This is a genomic window from Candidatus Chlorohelix sp. (genome assembly GCF_037138995.1).
Taxonomy (GTDB): domain Bacteria; phylum Chloroflexota; class Chloroflexia; order Chloroheliales; family Chloroheliaceae; genus Chlorohelix.
The window spans coordinates 21,927-40,693 of the sequence record NZ_JBAXHI010000014.1; the positions used below are offsets into that span (position 1 = coordinate 21,927).

Below are 18,767 nucleotides of genomic sequence, written 5' to 3' on the forward strand. Positions count from 1 at the left end.
TGTTATGAGTTTCCATTTTAAACGATTTATTTTCATGATATTGAGCGTCCAAATCCTCGCTCTTTTGCTGCTAATACCTACTTCGGCAAGAGCCGAACTCTCCATAAATGACGACTGGTATTATTTGAAGGTATGGGAGCGAACCGATTGGCCCGTAGGGTTGGGAGCTACTTCTCGCTCATGGTACTGGGGACCTGCCCCCTTTGCCATAACCAGTGAAGCATATGCCCAATCGCCAAACGGGGTTAGGCGCGTGCAATATTGGGATAAAAGCCGCATGGAAATAACCCAACCTGCCAGTGACCGCAATAGCAAATGGTATGTGACCAACGGTTTGTTGGTGCGCGAAATGGTATCTGGCAAAATGCAAATGGGCAATAATCCCGAAGAAAGTTATAAATACGCCCCTGCCAATATTCCGGTCAGTGGGGACGCAGCCGAGTACAACAGCAACAGCCCCACTTACGCCAGCTTCAAAGACCTTGCCAGCCTTGCGATGGATAATCGCTTCCCGCAAAATAGCCAACCGATAATTTCCGTACTCGCTAAGGATGGTTCAGTTAGTACCGATTACAGCCTTATAACCCAATATCCTGAAACTGCAAAAGCCTATTATGAACCTACGCTGGGACATAACATTCCGGGGGTGTTATGGCACTTTATGAACCTGAATGGACCAGTAATGATAGATCGAAGCTTACAAATACAAACAATAGAAAATTGGGTTTTCGCCTTTGGCTATCCCATCACCGAAGCTTACTGGACGCGCTCACGGGTGGGGGGAGTGGAGAAGGATGTATTGGTGCAGTTGTTCGAGCGTCGCGCCCTAACTTATACACCTTCCAACCCACCCGGTTTTCAGGTTGAAATGGGCAACGTGGGCAGCCATTATTACAATTGGCGATATTCTACGCCTTATGGTATTGCGCCAGCTTATACGCAACCCATCGCCCGCTTGATTATACCCAAGCTTGGTATTGATACACCCATTGAATATGTGGGAGTTTTACCAAACGGGAATATGGATGTCCCTGCCAACCCCAATAATGTTGGCTGGTACAAGTACGGGGCGCGTCCCGGCGAAGCGGGTAATGCGGTTATTGCGGGACATCGGGATTGGTACAACCTTGGAAAGGTCGTATTTTATAATCTGGGTAGCCTTGCGCCGGGCGACCTGATTTATGTGCAGAGTAGCCTTGATAAAAGGCAAACCTTTGTTGTTACAGGGGTGTCCAGTGTTCCAGCATATGGCGGAGCAAGCGAATCCGTTTTTGGCGCGTCCGCAACCCCCAATCTAAACTTGATTACCTGTATAGGTGATTTTGACCCTGCCAGCCGAAGCTATAACAATCGCCTGATTGTTAATTCTAGGTTGGTAGAATAAATTACCTAAAAATGGATTTCGTGATGGCAGCATGGGGTCTTTTGAAGACAAAACCCACTATTCTCACCAAATTCTGTGTCTTGACAACTGGGTCCACCATACAATTAGGGCATTTACCGCGAAAAATTGAGACTATACAGAAAGCCAGTATAAGCCCTGCTGCACTTTGTTATTCTACTTGACAAACAAAGTTTAGAGTAGTATAATTTGTGCATATCTCACATAAATTTCTTGACCCTACGTTTTACAACTATATTGATAATGCCGATAGATGGTAAAAGATAGCTTTAATCATACATCGAGTTGGATTAACGGTACCCATAAAGGCAAAGCCGATGCAGGACTAATTGGCGAATTAAATCGCAGCATTGTGCTGAATTTTATCCGTCAGGAAGGCAGCATTTCGCGAGCAGAAATTGCAGTACGCACACAATTAAGTCGTTCTGCCGTTAGTAACATTATCTCATCCCTGCTCGATGAAGGCATAGTCCATGAGTCTGGAATCGGTGAAAGCAAGGGTGGTCGTCGCCCAATAATGGTAAATTTCAATTACAGCGTCGCATATGTGCTGGGTATTGATATGGGTGCAAACCATTTATTGGCTTTACTAGCAGACCTTGAAGGTAATCCTGTTGCTGAATTTAATGCCGAGTTTTCGGTGGAAAATGGACCAGAAATAGGCATACCAATCTTGGTGGAGTTGATAAGACGAATTGTAGAGAGTGAATTCCTAAAAAATAAACGGCTCTATGGAATTGGATTAGGTGTAACGGGTCCTCTTGATTTTGAAACCGGTACAGTGGTAATGCCCCCTTTGATGCCGGGTTGGAACAAATTTCCTTTACGCCGTTATCTTTCTGAGGAATTCCAGCTTCCGGTGTTGGTTGATAACGATGCTAATCTGGGCGCAATTGGCGAAAGATGGCGAGGCGCAGGGCTAGGACAAAACAACCTTGCCTATGTTAAACTCGGTACAGGCATCGGCTGTGGAATGGTTGTAGATGGGAAAATATTTCGCGGGGCAAACGGGAGCGCGGGAGAAATCGGGCATATTACCATTACCAGAGATGGTCCCCCCTGTCGTTGCGGCAGTTTTGGTTGTCTGGAAAGCATGGCAGGTACGCCTGCTATTATTAATCGCATCAGGTTAGCGATTCAAGCAGGTAGAGATACTACTCTAACCAAAATATGTGATCCGGCTGATCTTACCGTAGCTGCTATCGGAGAAGCGGCAGCCTCCGGTGATAACCTTTCAATGGAAGTCATCAGTGACGCAGGGCGATATATTGGTATCGCTCTCGCCACATTGGTCAATCTCTTTAATCCCAGTATGATTATTCTTGGCGGTGGAGTCGCTGCGGTGGGCGAGGTAATACTCAACCAAATAAAGCAAACTGCTAAAGACCGTAGTTTGGTGGCATCGTTTCAAGGAATGCAAATTGTACGGGGAAAATTGGGTATAGAAGCGGTTGCAATTGGAGCCGCGATGCTGGTACTTCAAGAGGTCTTTAAAGGCCCGCAATTATCTTTAGTTACAGGCTAGTAGTGGTTTTCAGCGGATGAGAACACTTAGCAGGGCATAGAAGCCCTTTAGTAGTGGTATTTTACTCTCGTTATACAATCTTCATCTACTAATTAGACCTCAATTAGCCATATTTTTTATCTTTGACAGTTCTTTCTATTCTCTTTCCAAAACGAACTGCAAAGATCGGATTGCTCACCTAGTAGAGCAAATCTCTCCTCGCCAATTTTGGTTCCTCCGGAATCTAAAAAATTCCGGTTGACGTTTGTTAATTTGATTTTGTAGTCTTACTCTTGCAAGGAGGAAAAAAGTGGCAACTAAAAAGTTGTTTAAGTTTATTTCGGCATTGATGGTAGCTTTAACCATCACCGTTATGTTAGCGGCTTGTGGTGATAACACTGCTACGCCCGTACCGACTACTACCGCAGCAGCTACTAAGGCAGCTACCACTGCGGCAGCGGCTACCACCGCAGCGGCTACTACTACTGCAGCGGCTACTACTGCAGCGGCTACTACCGCAGCGGCTACTACTACTGCAGCGGCAGCAGCATTGCCCGCTATAACCGGAAATATTAGCTTCTGGCACGCTTACGGTTCAGGCGGTAAGGGCGGCGAAGCAGATGCTCTGGCAGCAGGGTTAGTTCAATTCCAGAAGGATTACCCGAAAGTTCAGGCTTCTCCACTGGATGTTCCGTTCGACCAAATCTTTAAGAAATGGGAAACCGAAGTTGCCGCCGGCGGCGGACCTGACCTGTTCATCGCCCCTAACGACAGCCTCGGCTCCGAAGCCCGCGCTAATTTGGTTGCAAACCTTGATGATGCGCTGAAGGGCAAGTTGGATAACATTCTGCCGGTAGCAGTAAATGGCTCTAAAGTAGATGGCAAGCTGTATATGGTGCCTGAATCGCTCAAAGCCGTAGCCTTGTTCTATAACAAGGACAAGATTAAAACCGCTCCCAAAACCACCGATGAACTGCTTGCGGCGGCTAAAGCCGGTACCAAGTTCGGCTTCCAAACCAGCGCGTATCACAACTTCGGTTGGACTGGCGGTTACGGCGGAAATTTGCTGGATGACAGCGGCAAGTGCGTAGCAGATCAAGGCGGTTTTTCCGATGCCCTCAAGTATCTTCAGGATTTGAAAGCGGCTGGCGCACAATTCCTCTCAGACGGCGACAAATTGCATCAGGCTTTCCAGAACGGTCAACTTGACGCGGTTGTTGAAGGTCCTTGGATGACTGCCGACTTCACCAAGGCGCTGAGCGACAAACTCGGTATTGCGGCAATTCCTGCCGGTCCTAAAGGCTCTGCCAACCCCTTAACTGGCGTTGACGGTTGGTACATCAACCCGAACCTCAAGGGCGAGAAATTGCAGAACGCGATTAACTTTGCGCTCTATATGACCTCTCCCAAGATTGAGAATCTCTTTATCGCGGTTGGTCATATCCCGGCTGACAAAACCCTGAAGGTTACTGACCCAATTTCACAGGGCTTTGCCACTGCGGTAGCAACCGGTCTGCCTCGTCCACAATCCAAATCGTTAGATAACTTCTGGACTCCTTTCGGCGATGCCTTCTCGCTCGTCCTCGACAAGGGTTCAGACCCGGTCAAAGCGGTAGCAGATGCTTGCTCTGCGATGAATAAAGCTAACGGCAAGTAGTCTTAGCTAAGAAAAATGGGTTTTGCTGCGCTGCGGCAAGACCCATTCCTTTTAGAATTGCATAATCATATTTACTATGATAAGGTTTTTATGTGCCTTTAATGGAGTAATGGCGCAACTCCTCTCACCCTTTTCGCATTCGATTAAAAATAATACGGGCTTAAACCCTACACTCTAACCGCTGCCCGTCACGGCAAAGCCAATTTTATTAAATAAATCTGCTTTTGAGGATAGGTCCTATGGCTATAAAAAACGTTTCTGCCGTACCAAAAGCTGGACGCGCGAGTTTCTGGATTCGTTCCAGAGATACCCGTACCGCTTATATGTACATTCTACCAGCAGTAGTGGTAATGGCAGTTATTACCTTGTTTCCGCTTGGCTTCCAAGTCTATATGTCTTTTACCGATTACGGGTTAAAGAACCTGAAGTACGATGCTCCGGCAGCCAACTGGGTTGGTCTGGATAACTATCTGCATATTCTGAACGGGGATACCATCAAAAATGTTATTCCTTCCTTTGATTTCGTAGGGACTCTAACCTTCAACCTGTGGTGGGCGCTCTCTAACGTGGTTTTCCACGTGGTATTAGGAGTTCTCATCGCGGTATTACTGAATGTGGAGGGGTTGTGGTTTAAACGTTTATACCGGGCTATTTATATTCTTCCGGTGGTTATTCCTGCCATCATTATAGCGACAGTCTGGAAAAAGATTTTTGATACCGATACCGGTGTCTTTAATATCCTGCTCGGTTTCTTATTAGGTCCATTAGGGCTGGCTACAAATGTCAATGGGGTAAGCATCATAAAGATTCCATGGCTGGAAAATTCACAGGGCGATTTTATGTTCCTCCCGATTGCATACTACGCGCTTTTATTTACGAATATATGGCTGGGGTGGCCCCTTAACTCGGTGGTAGCAACCGGTGCTCTCCAGAGTATTCCCAAAGACCTTTACGAGGCAGCGACAGTGGACGGAGCAAGCGGTAGCCAACAGTTCTTCAATATTACAGTACCCATGTTGCGGGTAGCGATGATACCTTTTGCGGTATTCGGCTTTATAACCACTTTTAACCTATTCCATCTCTCTTATTTTATGTCAGAAGGTCGTCCCTTTGGGCGTACCGAGTTGCTGGTAACGCAAGCCTTCAAGTTGGTTAACACCAACCAGTTATACGGCATCGGCGCGGCTTTTGCTATCTATATGTTCTTTATTCTGCTAACAATCAGCCTGATTACCACCAGAATAACTAAAGCAACCGCATCGGTAGATTAAAAGAGGGTAACAACAATGACAGTTGAAGCTACAGCCGTACAGGCAAAAGCCGTTGCCGGCGCAGAAGCTAAAATGAAGGGCGCAATTGGTCGCCCTCTCAAATGGTATAAGCAGTTACTTTACCAAGTTTTGTGCCTTTTCGTTGCCTTTACCGTATTGTTCCCGATTGCATGGGTGGTAAGCCAATCTATTAGCACCTCTAAACGTATAACCGGGTTTTTACCGGAAGGGGCAATTACATTTGAGGCATATCAAAAAGTGCTGGATAAACCTACTACCAACCCTGTATCCTTCCTTGACCTAACTTTCAACAGCTTCAAGTTGGCGGCTGGCGCTTCTTTTGCATCGGTTTTGTTGGGAGTCAGCGCCGCTTACGCCTTCTCGCGCTTTAAGTTCCCCGGACGAGGCTTTGTGTTTCTGGCAATATTGGCGGTTTTGATGCTTCCCTCAGTAGCAACTATCGCGCCGCTTTTCGCTTTCATGAATCGGATACAGGTCGGCGAGTTTAATCTACGCAACTCTCTGTGGGGGGTGGGTCTAGCCATTACCTCCGGTCTTTTGCCTTTCGCCACATGGAACCTCAAAGGCTTTCTGGATACTATTCCAAAAGACCTTGAGGAAGCCGGTATGATTGATGGCGCTAACCGCAACCAGATTTTTTTCCAGATAATTCTGCCGCTCTCTACTCCGGCGCTGGCAGTAACCGCCCTGTTTGGTTTTATCGGTGGTTGGACTGAGTTCTATTTCTCATGGCAGTTCCTCACCAATCCAAAAGATTTTACGCTGGCAATGGCGCTTTCGCAGATGTCGGGTCAATATGCCCGTTCCACGCCATGGGATCAATTCTGCGCTTTCGCCTTATTGGTCGCTTTGCCCGTTTCGGTAGTATATCTCGCGCTCCAACGCTATATAGTGTCCGGTCTAACTGCCGGTGGCGTAAAGGGCTAAATTATTAGCAAGCCATAGACTAAAAAACCCCCCGCTCCGGTTCAGGGAACGGGGTTTTTATTTGCTGATTATTCAAACACAGCAAAAATGGGGGCGTGATCGGAAGGTCGTTCCCAACTGCGCGGTTCTGAGTCTATTTCAGAAGTGCGGCAACTTTGCAACAGGCTTTCGCTCACCAGAATATGGTCAATCCGCAAACCCATATTGCGCCGATATGAGTTTTCACGATAATCCCACCACGAATATGCCACTTTATCCGGATTCAAAGTACGAAAGGAGTCAAACAAACCCCAGCTTTTCAAATTCTCCAGCGCGTCCCGCTCTGATTGGCTGAAAAGGATTTTACCCTCACGCGCCTTGGGGTCATACACATCCAGCGAAATAGGCGCTACATTGAAATCGCCCAAAATTGCCAGCTTTTGAGCCGGATTCCAGTGGGAAATTAAATCTTCCCGAAGCTTTGCGAACCAATCCAGTTTATAGGCATATTTCTCACTGCCTACTTCCTGCCCGTTTGGGACATATACATTAATAACACGCACCCCAGCAATAGTGGCGGCTATTAAACGGCGCGAAGGGTCGCTGGTATCACCGGGAAAGCCCATTTGCAAATCCGCTACTTGCTCTGCCAGCGAAGCTTTAACCACCAATGCCACGCCATTATAGCCCGGCTGCCCAAATACAAAGCTGCGATAACCGATTGGCGCAATCGCCTCTGCCGGAAACTTAGCATCGGTGCATTTAATTTCCTGCAAGCACAGCACATCAGGTTGGCGCGATTGCAGCCACTGCACAAGGTGGGGAAGCCTGATATTCACAGAATTGACGTTCCAACTAGCCAGTTTCAACTTCAAATTTACCTCTATAATTATTACTCTAACGATTCGATTTATTGACGCTAATTAAATTTTACAACCTACTTTGCCCCTTAAAATATAGATAGAGCTATTATATCTCAAATATATCTGATAACAGTGACCGGGTGGGCAATTCTAATACATGGTAAACCTTGAGGCTTCGGAAATAACAAGCGATAATCTACTTTCTCCCCGACAACTTCTAATGGAAACGCGCCGAGAAAAAGCCCGGCAACTTCTGCAAGAGTGGGGAAAGCACTCACTTTCTTACCTAATGCTAAATCCTGATAACCGTTTGTTTTTTGAGAGTACCGGGCAGGCTTTCGTAGCTTATCGGGTAAATTTCGGCGCAGCAATTACGGTAGGCGACCCAACCGGACAACCGGAAGCAATCAAAAGGTGCATATCAGAGTTCAGCGCGGCTTGTCGCCGCAAAAGATGGGTTCCGGTCTTTTTCTCCATAGAGAAACCTCATCGGCATTACCGCACACTAGGTTACAAAGGAGTGCAGGTGGCGGAAGATGCAGCCATCGAACTAGCATTGCTAGAGTTCAAGGGTAAAAATTGGCAGGATGTACGCACTTCACTGAATCGCGCCAACCGTGAAGAAATCCAGTTTTGCCGTTTTATGCCGGGAAATAATGAAATAACGGCGCAGTTCAGGCAAATCTCGCGGGAGTGGGTACGCAATAAAAACATGCCAGAACTAGGCTTTACCCTCGGCACTATCGCCAGTCTGCTAAACTCTGAAGTCAGGTGCTATTACGCAATAGACAAAACGGGTAAAGTTCACGGAATGGTAAGTTGGTTGCCGCGCTATACTGCTAACGGGTGGACGCTTGACCTTATGCGGCGCAGAAACGAAGCGATGCCGGGTATAATGGAATTTCTGATTGCGCGTTCGGCGCTAACGTTCCGAGAGGAAGGTTACAGCGCGATATCGCTAGGCGCTTCACCACTCACTACAGTCAATAAGCAGGAAGACATGCTAAGCGCAGGCTGGCTGCTCAAACAAGTCAAACACTACTTACATAATTATTATGACTTTGAAGGGTTGCACGACTTCAAGCGAAAATTCTTGCCTACATGGAAACCGCTATATGCTTTCTATCCGGGGGGCATAGGCTTAACGCAAGGTGGATTGGCAATCTTACGCCTGTACCTATCAAACTAACGCAAAATTGCCGAAACAATGGCAGGTAATTGAGAAGCGTCCCACACTGCTATTGAATGGCAAAACTGCGGCAAATAAAGTGGTAAACTGACCTCATGACATCGCAATTGGGAAAATCTTTAGTTAAATCAAAATCCTCTCTACCCTATAAATTGCCCGGCGGTAAAATAGCTCTGCCGGATGCTGATACTTATCTGCGTACCTTAGCAGGGGCAGCTTTGTATATGGGCATCCCCACCCAAACGATTCGCTGGCTAGGACGAACCGGGCAGCGCAAAGCAATGTGGAATACCTTACGCTGGATGGCACGTTGTGTACGCCAACATCTCGACATTCGGTTAGAGATTAAAGGATTAAAGCTGATTGACCCGTTAGAGCAGTATGTTGTTATCCCGCTGCATGAGGGTTTTGCCGATTTTCTAGGGTTGGTAGAGTTACCGCTGCAAATGCGCTTTGTAGCCAGAGATGAACTTTTCCACGAGTGGGATTGGCTTGGACCATTCCTGCGCGACACCGGGCAACTTGAAATATGCCCCGAACGAGGGGTCAGTAGCTACCGCCAGTTATTGCGACAAGCCGGGAAAGTGTTTGCAAAGGGCGAAAGCTTGGTAATTTTCCCGCAAGGTAGCATTCTTGGCATAGAAATAGATTTTACAGCCGGAGCATTTGCATTGGCACGCCACTTCAAGCGTCCAATCCTTCCAGTAGTATTGACCGGAAGCCATCGGGTGTGGGAATATCCCTTCTCTCCACGCTTGCGTTACGGGCAACGGATGAGCATACGGGTTCTGCCACCCATACTAGTTGAGGAAGCGCTACGCCGTAAGCCCGAAGAACTCCGGCTTGAAACCCAAAAACGAATGAAAACAGCGGCTCTCTACGCGAATATGGCTGCCCCCAGACGTTTTATACCTGAACGTGACGGCTATTGGGATGGTTACGCTTTTCGAATTGACCCGGCATTTCCTGAACTAGCTAACAACATACAAGCACACCACGCTACTAAGAACAAAATCATTTAATAAGATTTAATATTACAATTCAAACCGTTGTAAAACAAATTCTTGACAATATGGATAAACTAAGTTATCTTATTGTAGTTGCAAAAGCTTTTTGCTGTTAATCCGAAGCGATTGTTAGGGATTTCAGGATAAAACGCAATCATAGCTAATTGCAATTATATGCAATAGGTGTTATTTTTGTTATGATTTGTGCATATTTATTAGTATCAATAATATGCTGTAGTCTAATCACCTATTACCTGAAAACAAGAGGAAGGAGAGAAGTAATGCGTAAAAAACAACGGGTTTTGGCGTTGGCATTGATTACTTTGCTATTAAGTCTGGCAATTGCCGCATGCGGGGATAATACTGCCACTGCCGTACCAGCTACTACCGCCGTTGCTACCAAAGCGGCTACATCGGCTGCTACTACTGCCGCCGCTACTACTGCGGCTGCTACTACTGCCGCCGCTACTGCCGCCGCTACTACCGCCACAACGGGAAAGACTGTCACAATTCGCATCGGTACTGGCGACAGCGGGGATGGTTTAGCCCCTTACAACCAAACTATTGAAGCCTTCAAGAAAGTCTATCCCGGAATTGATATTAAGGTTGAACCAGTAACCGACTCCGACTATTACGGCTCGTTGCTAACTCAGGTAGCCTCCGGCAAAGCTCCCGACCTGATTTTTATCGGGGATGATGAAGTTGCCGACTTTGTGAAGAAAGGCGCATACGAAGACCTAACCCCCTATATCAACGGTACTGCCGTTCCCGGCGTAAAGCTTGATACTTCGGTCTTTCTGCCCAATACTTTACAACCGGGGCAGCAAGCAGGTAAGCAATATTTGTTCCCCAAAGATTTCAGCCCGGTAGCTCTTTATTACAATAAGGAACTCTTTAAAGCGGCTGGTGTTGCTGAGCCTACCGAAAACTGGACATGGGACGATTTTAAAGCTGCCGCCCAAAAACTGACCGTAAAGGATAGCAGTGGCAAAGTGACCCAATATGGAGCGCAACTGACCGCAGCATGGCAGCGCGGTTTTGAAGCGATTGCTTTCACACAGGGCGCAACCCTGATTGCAGCAGACGGTTCCAAATACTCCGGCTTTCTGGATAGCGAACCGGCGGTTAAAGCTCTAACCCTAGTAGCGGATTTGTATCGCAACGGTTACGCGGCGCCCCCTTCAGATATTAACAAGTGGAAGGGCGGTAACGACAATTTCGCGAACGGGACTGCCGCTATATTGATTGACGGGCGTTGGCCTCAGGCTAATTTGCTCAAGAATCCTAAGCTGACCAATAATATCGGGGTTGTGGGGTTGCCTATTGGCACGCAAAAAGCAAACGCCATCAACTGGGGCGGTTTCGGCATCTACTCTAAGAGCGCGAATAAAGACGCGGCTTGGAAAGTGCTGAGCTTCTTCGTCAGCCCTGATGGCGGTGGGCAGTTCTTCAAGGATTGGGGTTTGACTCCGTTGAAATCCATCGCCGACAAGAACACCAACGCGCTAGACAAAGTTTGGACTGCACAAACCGAGTTCTTCAAGCCAATCACCGCTAACTTTACCCCATACTGGAACAGCGCGGGCGCGAAAGAATTGGGCGACGCTCTTACCAAAGTCATCACCGACCCTAAAGCTGACCCAGCAGCGACTTTGAAAGATGCTGCTACCAAAGCCGATAAAGCGCTAAAAGACAAGATTGATTCGAACAAGTAACTCCAAAAGTTGCAAGAGGCATCCTGTGGAAGCACAGGGTGTCTCTTTTACTGGTATAATTGCCTCGCGTCAGAACCATCAGTAAACAAACCTGTTTACCGAGCAGGAGTTCCCTTTGAAAAGGATAAAATCCGCTAGACCTCTTGCAACAAACGAACCTATCTGGAACAAAAGAGCCGCTTTCAACCACCGAGAAGCTATAGCCTTTTACCTATGTATCTCTCCGTGGCTTATTGGCTTTTTTGTGTTTGTGGCAGGTCCTATGTTGGCTTCGTTCTTGCTCAGTTTTGTAAGCTGGGATTACTTCACCCCCATAAAATGGGTGGGGACGCGAAACTACGAACGCATAAGGGAGGACGAGGCTTTCTGGACAGCCTTACGGGTAACTTTCACCTTTGCCGCCTTATATGTGCCGCTCTCGCAAATCATTTCGCTTGCGGTGGCGCTAATGCTGGCGCAAAAAATCAAGGGGGTTAGCTTCTTCCGTACCATTTTTTACCTACCTGCAATCCTCTCAGGCACTGCCTATGTGGTGCTGTGGGTCTGGTTATTCGAGCCAGACAAAGGGTTAATTAACAACCTATTAGATAGATTGGGAATCAAGGGTCCGCGCTGGCTCTCCGACCCCAATACCGCTTTATATGCGCTAGTAATAATGAGCCTGTGGGGGTTGGGCAGCAGCCTGATAACCTATATCGCAGGTTTGAAAGGCATACCCGAACAACTTTACGAGGCGGCAGAATTGGACGGCGCAGGAAAATTCGGTCGATTCAGGTACATCACAATTCCGATGCTCTCGCCGACCATTTTCTTTAATCTGGTATTGGCGCTAATTCAAACCTTCCAGAGTTACACCACCGCAGCGGTGGCTACGGGGGGCGGACCGCTCGACTCCACGCTCTTTTATCTAGTGTATCTGTACCGCCGCGCCTTTGTAAATCAGGAAGCGGGCTACGCGGCGGCATTGGCATGGATATTGTTTATAATAATTTTGCTGTTTACGTTGCTGGTTGTCCGTTCCTCTAGCGCATGGGTATATTACGAAAACGAGACTGGAAAGGAGCGGCGAAAGTGAGAGGCTTGTTCGATAAGCATGTTGCCGCCGAAGCTATTCCGCTCAAAGGTACACGCGCGTGGCGTAAAATTGGGGGGCTGTTTCTAATTTATACCGCCCTAGCGGCAGGCTCACTGCTCTATATTTTGCCGCTGGTCTGGATGTTTCTAACCTCGCTCAAGCCTTCCTATCAGGTATCCTCGCCCGATTGGTTCCCAGACCCGTTTGAGTGGAGCAATTACCCCCGCTCTTTCACCTACACCGGACTGGATTTCGGCAAACTTTACTTAAACAGCTTTGTGATTACCATTCTAAATGTAGTCGGTACAATGGTTTCTAGTACGTTGGTAGCATACGGCTTTGCCCGGTTACGCGCCCCCGGCAAAAACCTTTTGTTCATTATTCTGCTGACAACCATGATGATTCCCTTCCCGGTTACGATGGTTCCAACCTTCGCCCTTTTCAACTTTTTGGGCTGGCTAGATACGCTCTTACCCGTAATTGTCCCCGCGTTCTTCGGCAACGCCTTCAATATCTTCCTATTGCGCCAATTCCTGATGACCGTGCCAATTGAGTTTGAGGAAGCCGCCCGCATTGACGGCGCAAACACGCCTCAAATCATTTTCCGCATTATGATGCCGCTCATTCTTCCGGCAGAAGCGGCAGTAGCGGTTTTGACCTTTCAGAACACGTGGAACGACTACCTAACCCCCCAGATTTACATCAGAGACCAATCGCTTTACACGGTAGCGCAGGGGATTCGCTTTTTGCGTGGTAGCATCAATCCACAATGGGAACTAATGATGGCGGCGGCGCTACTAGCCATGCTGCCGGTAGTAATTTTATACCTGTTGGCGCAGCGTTTCTTCATTGAAGGAATCACCCTCACCGGAATAAAATAATCCATTTTGCTGATTGCACAAACTCTATTATAAATCTATCATTAGCTTTTACAAATGTTCTGCTATCATATATAGCTGTAGTCTGTACGAATGGGTACACTCGCATAAATTGATTTAAATGACATAAACAACCATAATAAGTTAGAATTTGATTAAAGGCAGTCAGAACTGTCGTGAATCCAAAGAAAGCATATTATACAAATGATGATGAGAAGACGACCTGACCAACCTAAACCCAGCATGAAAGCGTTACGGCGTGCGCTCAGCTATAACAACCACTATCCGCGCATAATGTGGATAGCCTACGGTGCGCTGGTGTTGGCTTCAATTGCACAACTTGCGGTTCCAACCCTTGTACGTAATGTTATTGACGCAGTAACTAATGGGGTACTTGCTCAAAAAATATTGGCAGTACCAGCTAATTTCCAGCCTGCAATCGAAGCCCGTTTGGGTTTGTCGCATCAGGTAGTGCTGGATAATAACGGGAACGCCGAGAGAAATATTATCATTGCAGGTCTGGCGATAGTGGGGTTCGCGCTTGTGCGCGGAATATTCGCCTTCCTACAAGCCTATAACGGTGAGAAACTTTCCCAGAGCATTGCCTATGATATGCGTAACGACCTGTATGGGAAAATCCAGCACCTTTCTTTCAGCTATCACGATAAGCAGCAAACCGGGCAGTTAATGATTCGCGCTACCGATGATGTGGAAAAGGTGCGTCTCTTTATCGGGCAAGGTTTGCTGATGACGGTATCCGCGCTGGCGTTGTTTCTTGGCACTATCTTAATCCTGTTTTTAAATAATTTCGGCTTGGCGTTGGCAATACTTCCAATTTTGCCGTTAGCGTTCGCCTTGTTTTTAGGCTTCGGTATGCTTACACGCCCCTTGTTTATGGTATTACAGCAAAAGCTATCAGCCCTTAATACCATTTTGCAGGAGAACTTAGCGGGTATCAAAGTGGTAAAAGCCTTTGCCCGTGAGCCGGAAGAACGCGCCAAATTCAATGTTGCTGCCGAAGAACAAATGTACCAGCAAATTCGGGTAGCGCGAATTTTCAGCTTCCTTTTCCCAATGGTCTTTTTCATTGCAAACTTTGGACAGGCTTTGGTGCTATTTGTAGGCGGCTGGATGATTATTGATAACACCCTGACACTAGGACAATACCAGCAGTTCAGCCTTTACCTAAGCTTTGTATTCTTTCCGCTGGCTCAACTTGGCATGATTATTACGCAAATGTCGCAAGCTGCCGCCTCCGCCACCCGCATTTTTGAAATTCTGGATGCTAAAAGCGATGTGACCGACAAGCCCGGCGCAACGGCGTTGCCCACCATTCAGGGCGAAGTGGAATTTCGCGAGGTCACTTTCAAGTATCCCGGAGGGGACAAGCCTGTTTTGAGCAGGGTTAGTTTGGTAGCAAAACCGGGGCAGACTTTCGCCTTACTTGGCGCAACCGGAAGCGGTAAAACCACTATTATAAACCTGCTACCTCGCTTCTATGACCCCACCGAAGGACAAATATTAATAGACGGTATCAATATTCGCGATGTAACTATCGAATCTATGCGGCGACAAATTGGAATTGTGCTACAGGAAACCAACCTTTTTACCGGCACTATCCACGATAATATCGCGTTTGGGCGTTCCGATGCCACTATGGAAGAAGTCATCGAAGCGGCAAAAGCTGCCGCCGCCCACAATTTCATTATGGAATTCCCGGAAGGTTACGATACGACTGTAGGAGAGCGCGGCTCAACCCTGAGCGGCGGACAGAAGCAACGCATTGCCATAGCCAGAGCTTTATTGCTAGACCCACACATCCTTATACTGGATGATTCTACCAGTAGCGTAGATGTGGAAACTGAATATCAAATCCAGAAGGCGTTGGATCGCTTGATGCAAGGGCGCACCAGTTTTGTAATTGCACAGCGCATCAGCACCGTACTAAACGCAGACCAGATTCTGGTATTAGATAAAGGTGCAGTAGTAGCACGCGGCGCTCACGAAGAATTGATGGAAAATAGCGAAATATATGCCCAGATTTATCAATCACAACTGGTAGATGACGCCCATTCCGAAATCGCGGGCGAACTGGTAGAACAGGAGGCTCGATTATGATGGGAGGAGGAGGCATGCATGCGCGGGGCTTGATGGATCGCGAATTCATTAAACCGCAGCGCACCAGCAAAACGTTAAAGCGATTTGCCGGATATTTCAAACCTTATAGCCTTGTGCTGGTGGGAGCAATTACACTGGTAATTATCTCGGTCTGGTCTCAAGTAATGGTACCCGACCTAATTGGACAGGCAGTGGACTGCTATCTTACCGCCCCTGCTGCCGCACAACAAGGCGAAGGCGGCAGCCTACTGGCTCAGAGTGTGCCAAACTGCACCTACGACCTAAACGCCCACAACCTGAACAGTGGGGACAGGGTCGCAGGGTTGGGCTGGCTGGTAGCAAAACTGTTGGGATTGTTTTTGCTGGGCGCAATTGCCAATGGTATGGTCTTTTTTGCGATGGGCTGGGCGGGTCAGAAAGTATTGAAGCGCATGCGAACTGACCTTTTTGATCAGCTGCATAGCCTATCGCTGGGCTTTTACTCCAAGCACGAAGTAGGCGACCTGATGAGCCGTATTACCAACGACTCAGAGACTATTCAGCAGGCTATCAGCTTTGCGCTGGTAAACGTAATGGCAGGCATAATGTTAATAGGGTGGGTTATTTTTAATATGCTCACTAAAAGCTTAGTTTTTGCCTTGATATGCCTTACCATTGTGCCTTTCATGATTATTTCCACCGCATGGTTCTCTGGGCAAGCTCGCAAAGCCTTCCGCCGCTCTCGTCTGCAAATGGGCAACGTAAACGCCGAATTGCAGCAAAGCATATCAGGAGTACGCGAGGTGCAGGCTTTCTCACGCGAAGACGAGAATTTGGAGAATTTCCGCAATGTGAACGCCGCTAACCGCGATGCCAATATCAAGGCGGTAGCTTTCACTAGCGCACTCGCTCCAACCCTCGAAGGGCTTGGCTACATCGCGTTGGCGATTGTAACCGGAGTTGGCGGCATTTTGCTGTTACGTGGGCAAGACCTATTAGGTACAACTCTTTCGCTGGGATTAGTCATAACCTTCCTGAACTATATCCAGCGTTTGAACCAGCCAATTCAGCAAATCTCAGTGTTGTGGGTAAATATCCAGAGCGCAATCGCGGGAGCAGAGCGTATCTTTGGCTTGCTGGACGAAAAGCTCGAAATTGTGGATAAGCCAAATGCAATTCAAATGCCCACCATTAAGGGCGAGATTGAGTTTGAGCAGGTTAGCGCGGAATATGTAGCGGGCGACCCGGTGCTGAAAAACATAAGCTTTTCGGTGGAAGCAGGCAAAACTATCGCCATTGTAGGACCAACCGGAGCAGGTAAAACCACTATTATTAACCTGATTCCACGTTTCTACGATGTGACCGGCGGGAAAATCAGCATTGATGGCAAGGATGTGCGCGATGTAACCGCCGCCAGTCTGCGCCGCCAAATCGGTATTGTTTTGCAGGATAGCTTTCTGTTCAGCGATACCATTATGAACAATATCCGCTTTGGCAATCCAGAAGCTACCGATGTGCAAGTGAAAGAAGCAGCCCGTCTTGCACGCGCTGATACTTTCATTGAAAATCTGCCAGAAGGCTACAATACGGTGTTAGGTGAACGGGGACGAGGCTTGAGTCAGGGGCAACGCCAATTAATCTCCATAGCACGTGCAGCAATGGCAAATCCGCGTATTCTGATACTGGATGAAGCTACTTCTAGCGTGGATACGCGCACTGAGCGCATGATACAAGCTGCACTTGAAAAGTTGTTACAGGGGCGTACTAGCTTTGTAATAGCGCATCGGCTCAGTACCATTAAAAACGCCGACCAGATTTTGGTATTGAAAGATGGCGAAATCGTGGAGCGGGGCAATTTCCAGAATTTGTTGGAGGCACAAGGGGTTTTCTACAACCTGTATATGAGCCAGTTCCGCCGCCAAGAAGCCGCCGCCTGAAAAGAAGTCTAAATCCTAAAGGCTTACCGCTCCTTTGAGTTGGGAGCCTTTTTGATTTCGATAAAAGGTTCAGGTTAGTTGTGGGGAAATTCTAACTTGTGGTATGCCATGAAGCGGATATTGAGAACTTTTATTCTCAGCGATGAGAATTTTACTACATCTTTGGAATATTAAAAGTGGGTTAGGCGGCTATTGCGGGTAGCTCAATATCCAATCGCTCCAGTAAAGTACGACATAGCTCTGGATTCCACGGCATTGGCTTACGAGCCTCATTATGGCTATCTGAGCCACAACTTATAGCTAGGTCGTTTTTGCGAGCAAATCGCACTAATCGCTCCATTGCTTCAATGCTATGGGAGTAGTGGTACGCCTCTACGCCGGATAGACCCATTTCAACGAACTCTCCAAGCACATGGTCAGAGGCGTAGGATATTCCGGGGTCACTCCTACCGGGATGCGCCAATACCATTACCGCCCCGGCAGCATTGCCGATTTCAAAGCCTAGTTCGGCGGGTTGGTTAATGATTTCTTCAAAGCCACCGCCCATACAAACCGAATAAGCATGATCGTAATTTTGAACTTCGTTACCACGCACCAACGCACGCGGTATGTCGTATATCATAAAATCACCATCGGGACGGCGCACATGATCAAGACCGTGTAACTGATAACCCAAACCGTAAAGGTAATTGAGTATTTTTTCTTTTTTCTGAAGCACTCGATATTGAGTATCTTCTAGCAGTGCGTTCAAGCGGGAATCAGTAGGGTCAAAGTTAAACATCAAGAGGTGATAATTTGAGCCTTTCCAGCCCACCGTTAGTTCCAAACCGGGTACAAAACCGATACCACGCGCTTGAGCCTTCAAGCGTACTGGTTCAACATTTCCGATAGTATCGTGATCGGTTACGGTTATTATTCTTACACCTTGCGTAACAGCAGTTTCTACCAGCGTATCTGGAGTCCATAACCCATCGCTCGCCAGCGTGTGCATATGGAAGTCCACGCCCAATCCGGGCATTTTAGTTTGTAATTGCATTTTGAAAACACGCTCCCAAGTTATACAACGAAATCGCAGCTTTTATACTTTTTAATAGCTTTCATCTATTATAGATATATTCTACCATATCATTAATGAAAAAGCATTACAGTTTGTCATGTTTTAAGGTATTATACTTTAACAAAGCTTAAACCAAATTTAAACCAAACATTTAATACTAGCTGACGCTTTACTTTGCGAGGAAATAT

The 18,767-nt window shown here is 47.3% G+C and carries 14 protein-coding genes; 12 read left to right on the plus strand and 2 right to left on the minus strand.

What is annotated here, in order from left to right; translation table 11 throughout:
- Positions 1 to 4: 4 nt before the first annotated feature.
- The 5 genes from WCK19_RS08385 (at position 5) to WCK19_RS08405 (ending at position 6,782) form a co-directional block, all read left to right on the plus strand.
- Entirely contained in the window at positions 5 to 1,384 is a 1,380-nt protein-coding gene (locus tag WCK19_RS08385) for a class F sortase (RefSeq protein ID WP_342396928.1), read from the plus strand.
- A gap of 271 nt (positions 1,385 to 1,655) precedes the next feature.
- Positions 1,656 to 2,927 (plus strand): ROK family transcriptional regulator, encoded by a 1,272-nt coding sequence (locus tag WCK19_RS08390; RefSeq protein WP_342396929.1) that lies wholly within the window; start codon positions 1,656 to 1,658, stop codon positions 2,925 to 2,927.
- A 289-nt stretch (positions 2,928 to 3,216) separates the two neighbouring features.
- Positions 3,217 to 4,563, plus strand: a complete 1,347-nt coding sequence (locus WCK19_RS08395; RefSeq protein ID WP_342396930.1) for a hypothetical protein — start codon at positions 3,217 to 3,219, stop codon at positions 4,561 to 4,563.
- 239 nt (positions 4,564 to 4,802) lie between these two features.
- Complete coding sequence (locus WCK19_RS08400) at positions 4,803 to 5,834, plus strand: sugar ABC transporter permease (protein WP_342396931.1); 1,032 nt, start codon at positions 4,803 to 4,805, stop codon at positions 5,832 to 5,834.
- A 15-nt stretch (positions 5,835 to 5,849) separates the two neighbouring features.
- Positions 5,850 to 6,782 (plus strand): ABC transporter permease subunit, encoded by a 933-nt coding sequence (locus WCK19_RS08405; protein WP_342396932.1) that lies wholly within the window; start codon positions 5,850 to 5,852, stop codon positions 6,780 to 6,782.
- Positions 6,783 to 6,850: 68 nt separating this feature from the next.
- On the opposite strand, the gene xth is transcribed toward WCK19_RS08405, so the two are convergent.
- Positions 6,851 to 7,636: an exodeoxyribonuclease III gene (xth, locus tag WCK19_RS08410; RefSeq protein WP_342396933.1), complete on the minus strand. Its 786-nt coding sequence runs from the start codon at positions 7,634 to 7,636 to the stop codon at positions 6,851 to 6,853.
- 145 nt (positions 7,637 to 7,781) lie between these two features.
- Between xth and WCK19_RS08415 the strand changes: the two genes are divergently transcribed.
- The 7 genes from WCK19_RS08415 to WCK19_RS08445 all read left to right on the plus strand — a co-directional run bounded on the left by WCK19_RS08415 (position 7,782) and on the right by WCK19_RS08445 (position 17,522).
- Positions 7,782 to 8,813, plus strand: a complete 1,032-nt coding sequence (locus WCK19_RS08415; protein ID WP_342396934.1) for a DUF2156 domain-containing protein — start codon at positions 7,782 to 7,784, stop codon at positions 8,811 to 8,813.
- A 95-nt stretch (positions 8,814 to 8,908) separates the two neighbouring features.
- Positions 8,909 to 9,835: a lysophospholipid acyltransferase family protein gene (locus WCK19_RS08420; protein ID WP_342396935.1), complete on the plus strand. Its 927-nt coding sequence runs from the start codon at positions 8,909 to 8,911 to the stop codon at positions 9,833 to 9,835.
- Positions 9,836 to 10,101: 266 nt separating this feature from the next.
- The gene (locus WCK19_RS08425) at positions 10,102 to 11,535 is read left to right on the plus strand and encodes a sugar ABC transporter substrate-binding protein (RefSeq protein ID WP_342396936.1); all 1,434 of its coding nucleotides are present in this window, start codon (positions 10,102 to 10,104) and stop codon (positions 11,533 to 11,535) included.
- 115 nt (positions 11,536 to 11,650) lie between these two features.
- Positions 11,651 to 12,610 carry a sugar ABC transporter permease gene (locus tag WCK19_RS08430; RefSeq protein WP_342396937.1) on the plus strand — a complete coding sequence of 320 codons (960 nt, stop codon included), beginning with the start codon at positions 11,651 to 11,653 and terminating at the stop codon, positions 12,608 to 12,610.
- The gene (locus WCK19_RS08435; RefSeq protein ID WP_342396938.1) at positions 12,607 to 13,491 is read left to right on the plus strand and encodes a carbohydrate ABC transporter permease; all 885 of its coding nucleotides are present in this window, start codon (positions 12,607 to 12,609) and stop codon (positions 13,489 to 13,491) included. Before WCK19_RS08430 ends, WCK19_RS08435 begins: the two co-directional genes overlap by 4 nt.
- Before the next feature lie 201 nt (positions 13,492 to 13,692).
- Positions 13,693 to 15,606 carry an ABC transporter ATP-binding protein gene (locus WCK19_RS08440; RefSeq protein ID WP_342396939.1) on the plus strand — a complete coding sequence of 638 codons (1,914 nt, stop codon included), beginning with the start codon at positions 13,693 to 13,695 and terminating at the stop codon, positions 15,604 to 15,606.
- Positions 15,603 to 17,522, plus strand: coding sequence for an ABC transporter ATP-binding protein (locus WCK19_RS08445; protein ID WP_342396940.1), 1,920 nt, complete (start codon positions 15,603 to 15,605; stop codon positions 17,520 to 17,522). The genes WCK19_RS08440 and WCK19_RS08445 overlap by 4 nt, the downstream gene beginning before the upstream one ends.
- Positions 17,523 to 17,703: 181 nt before the next feature.
- On the opposite strand, the gene WCK19_RS08450 is transcribed toward WCK19_RS08445, so the two are convergent.
- Entirely contained in the window at positions 17,704 to 18,558 is an 855-nt protein-coding gene (locus tag WCK19_RS08450) for a PHP domain-containing protein (protein ID WP_342396941.1), read from the minus strand.
- Between the last annotated feature and the right edge of the window lie 209 nt (positions 18,559 to 18,767).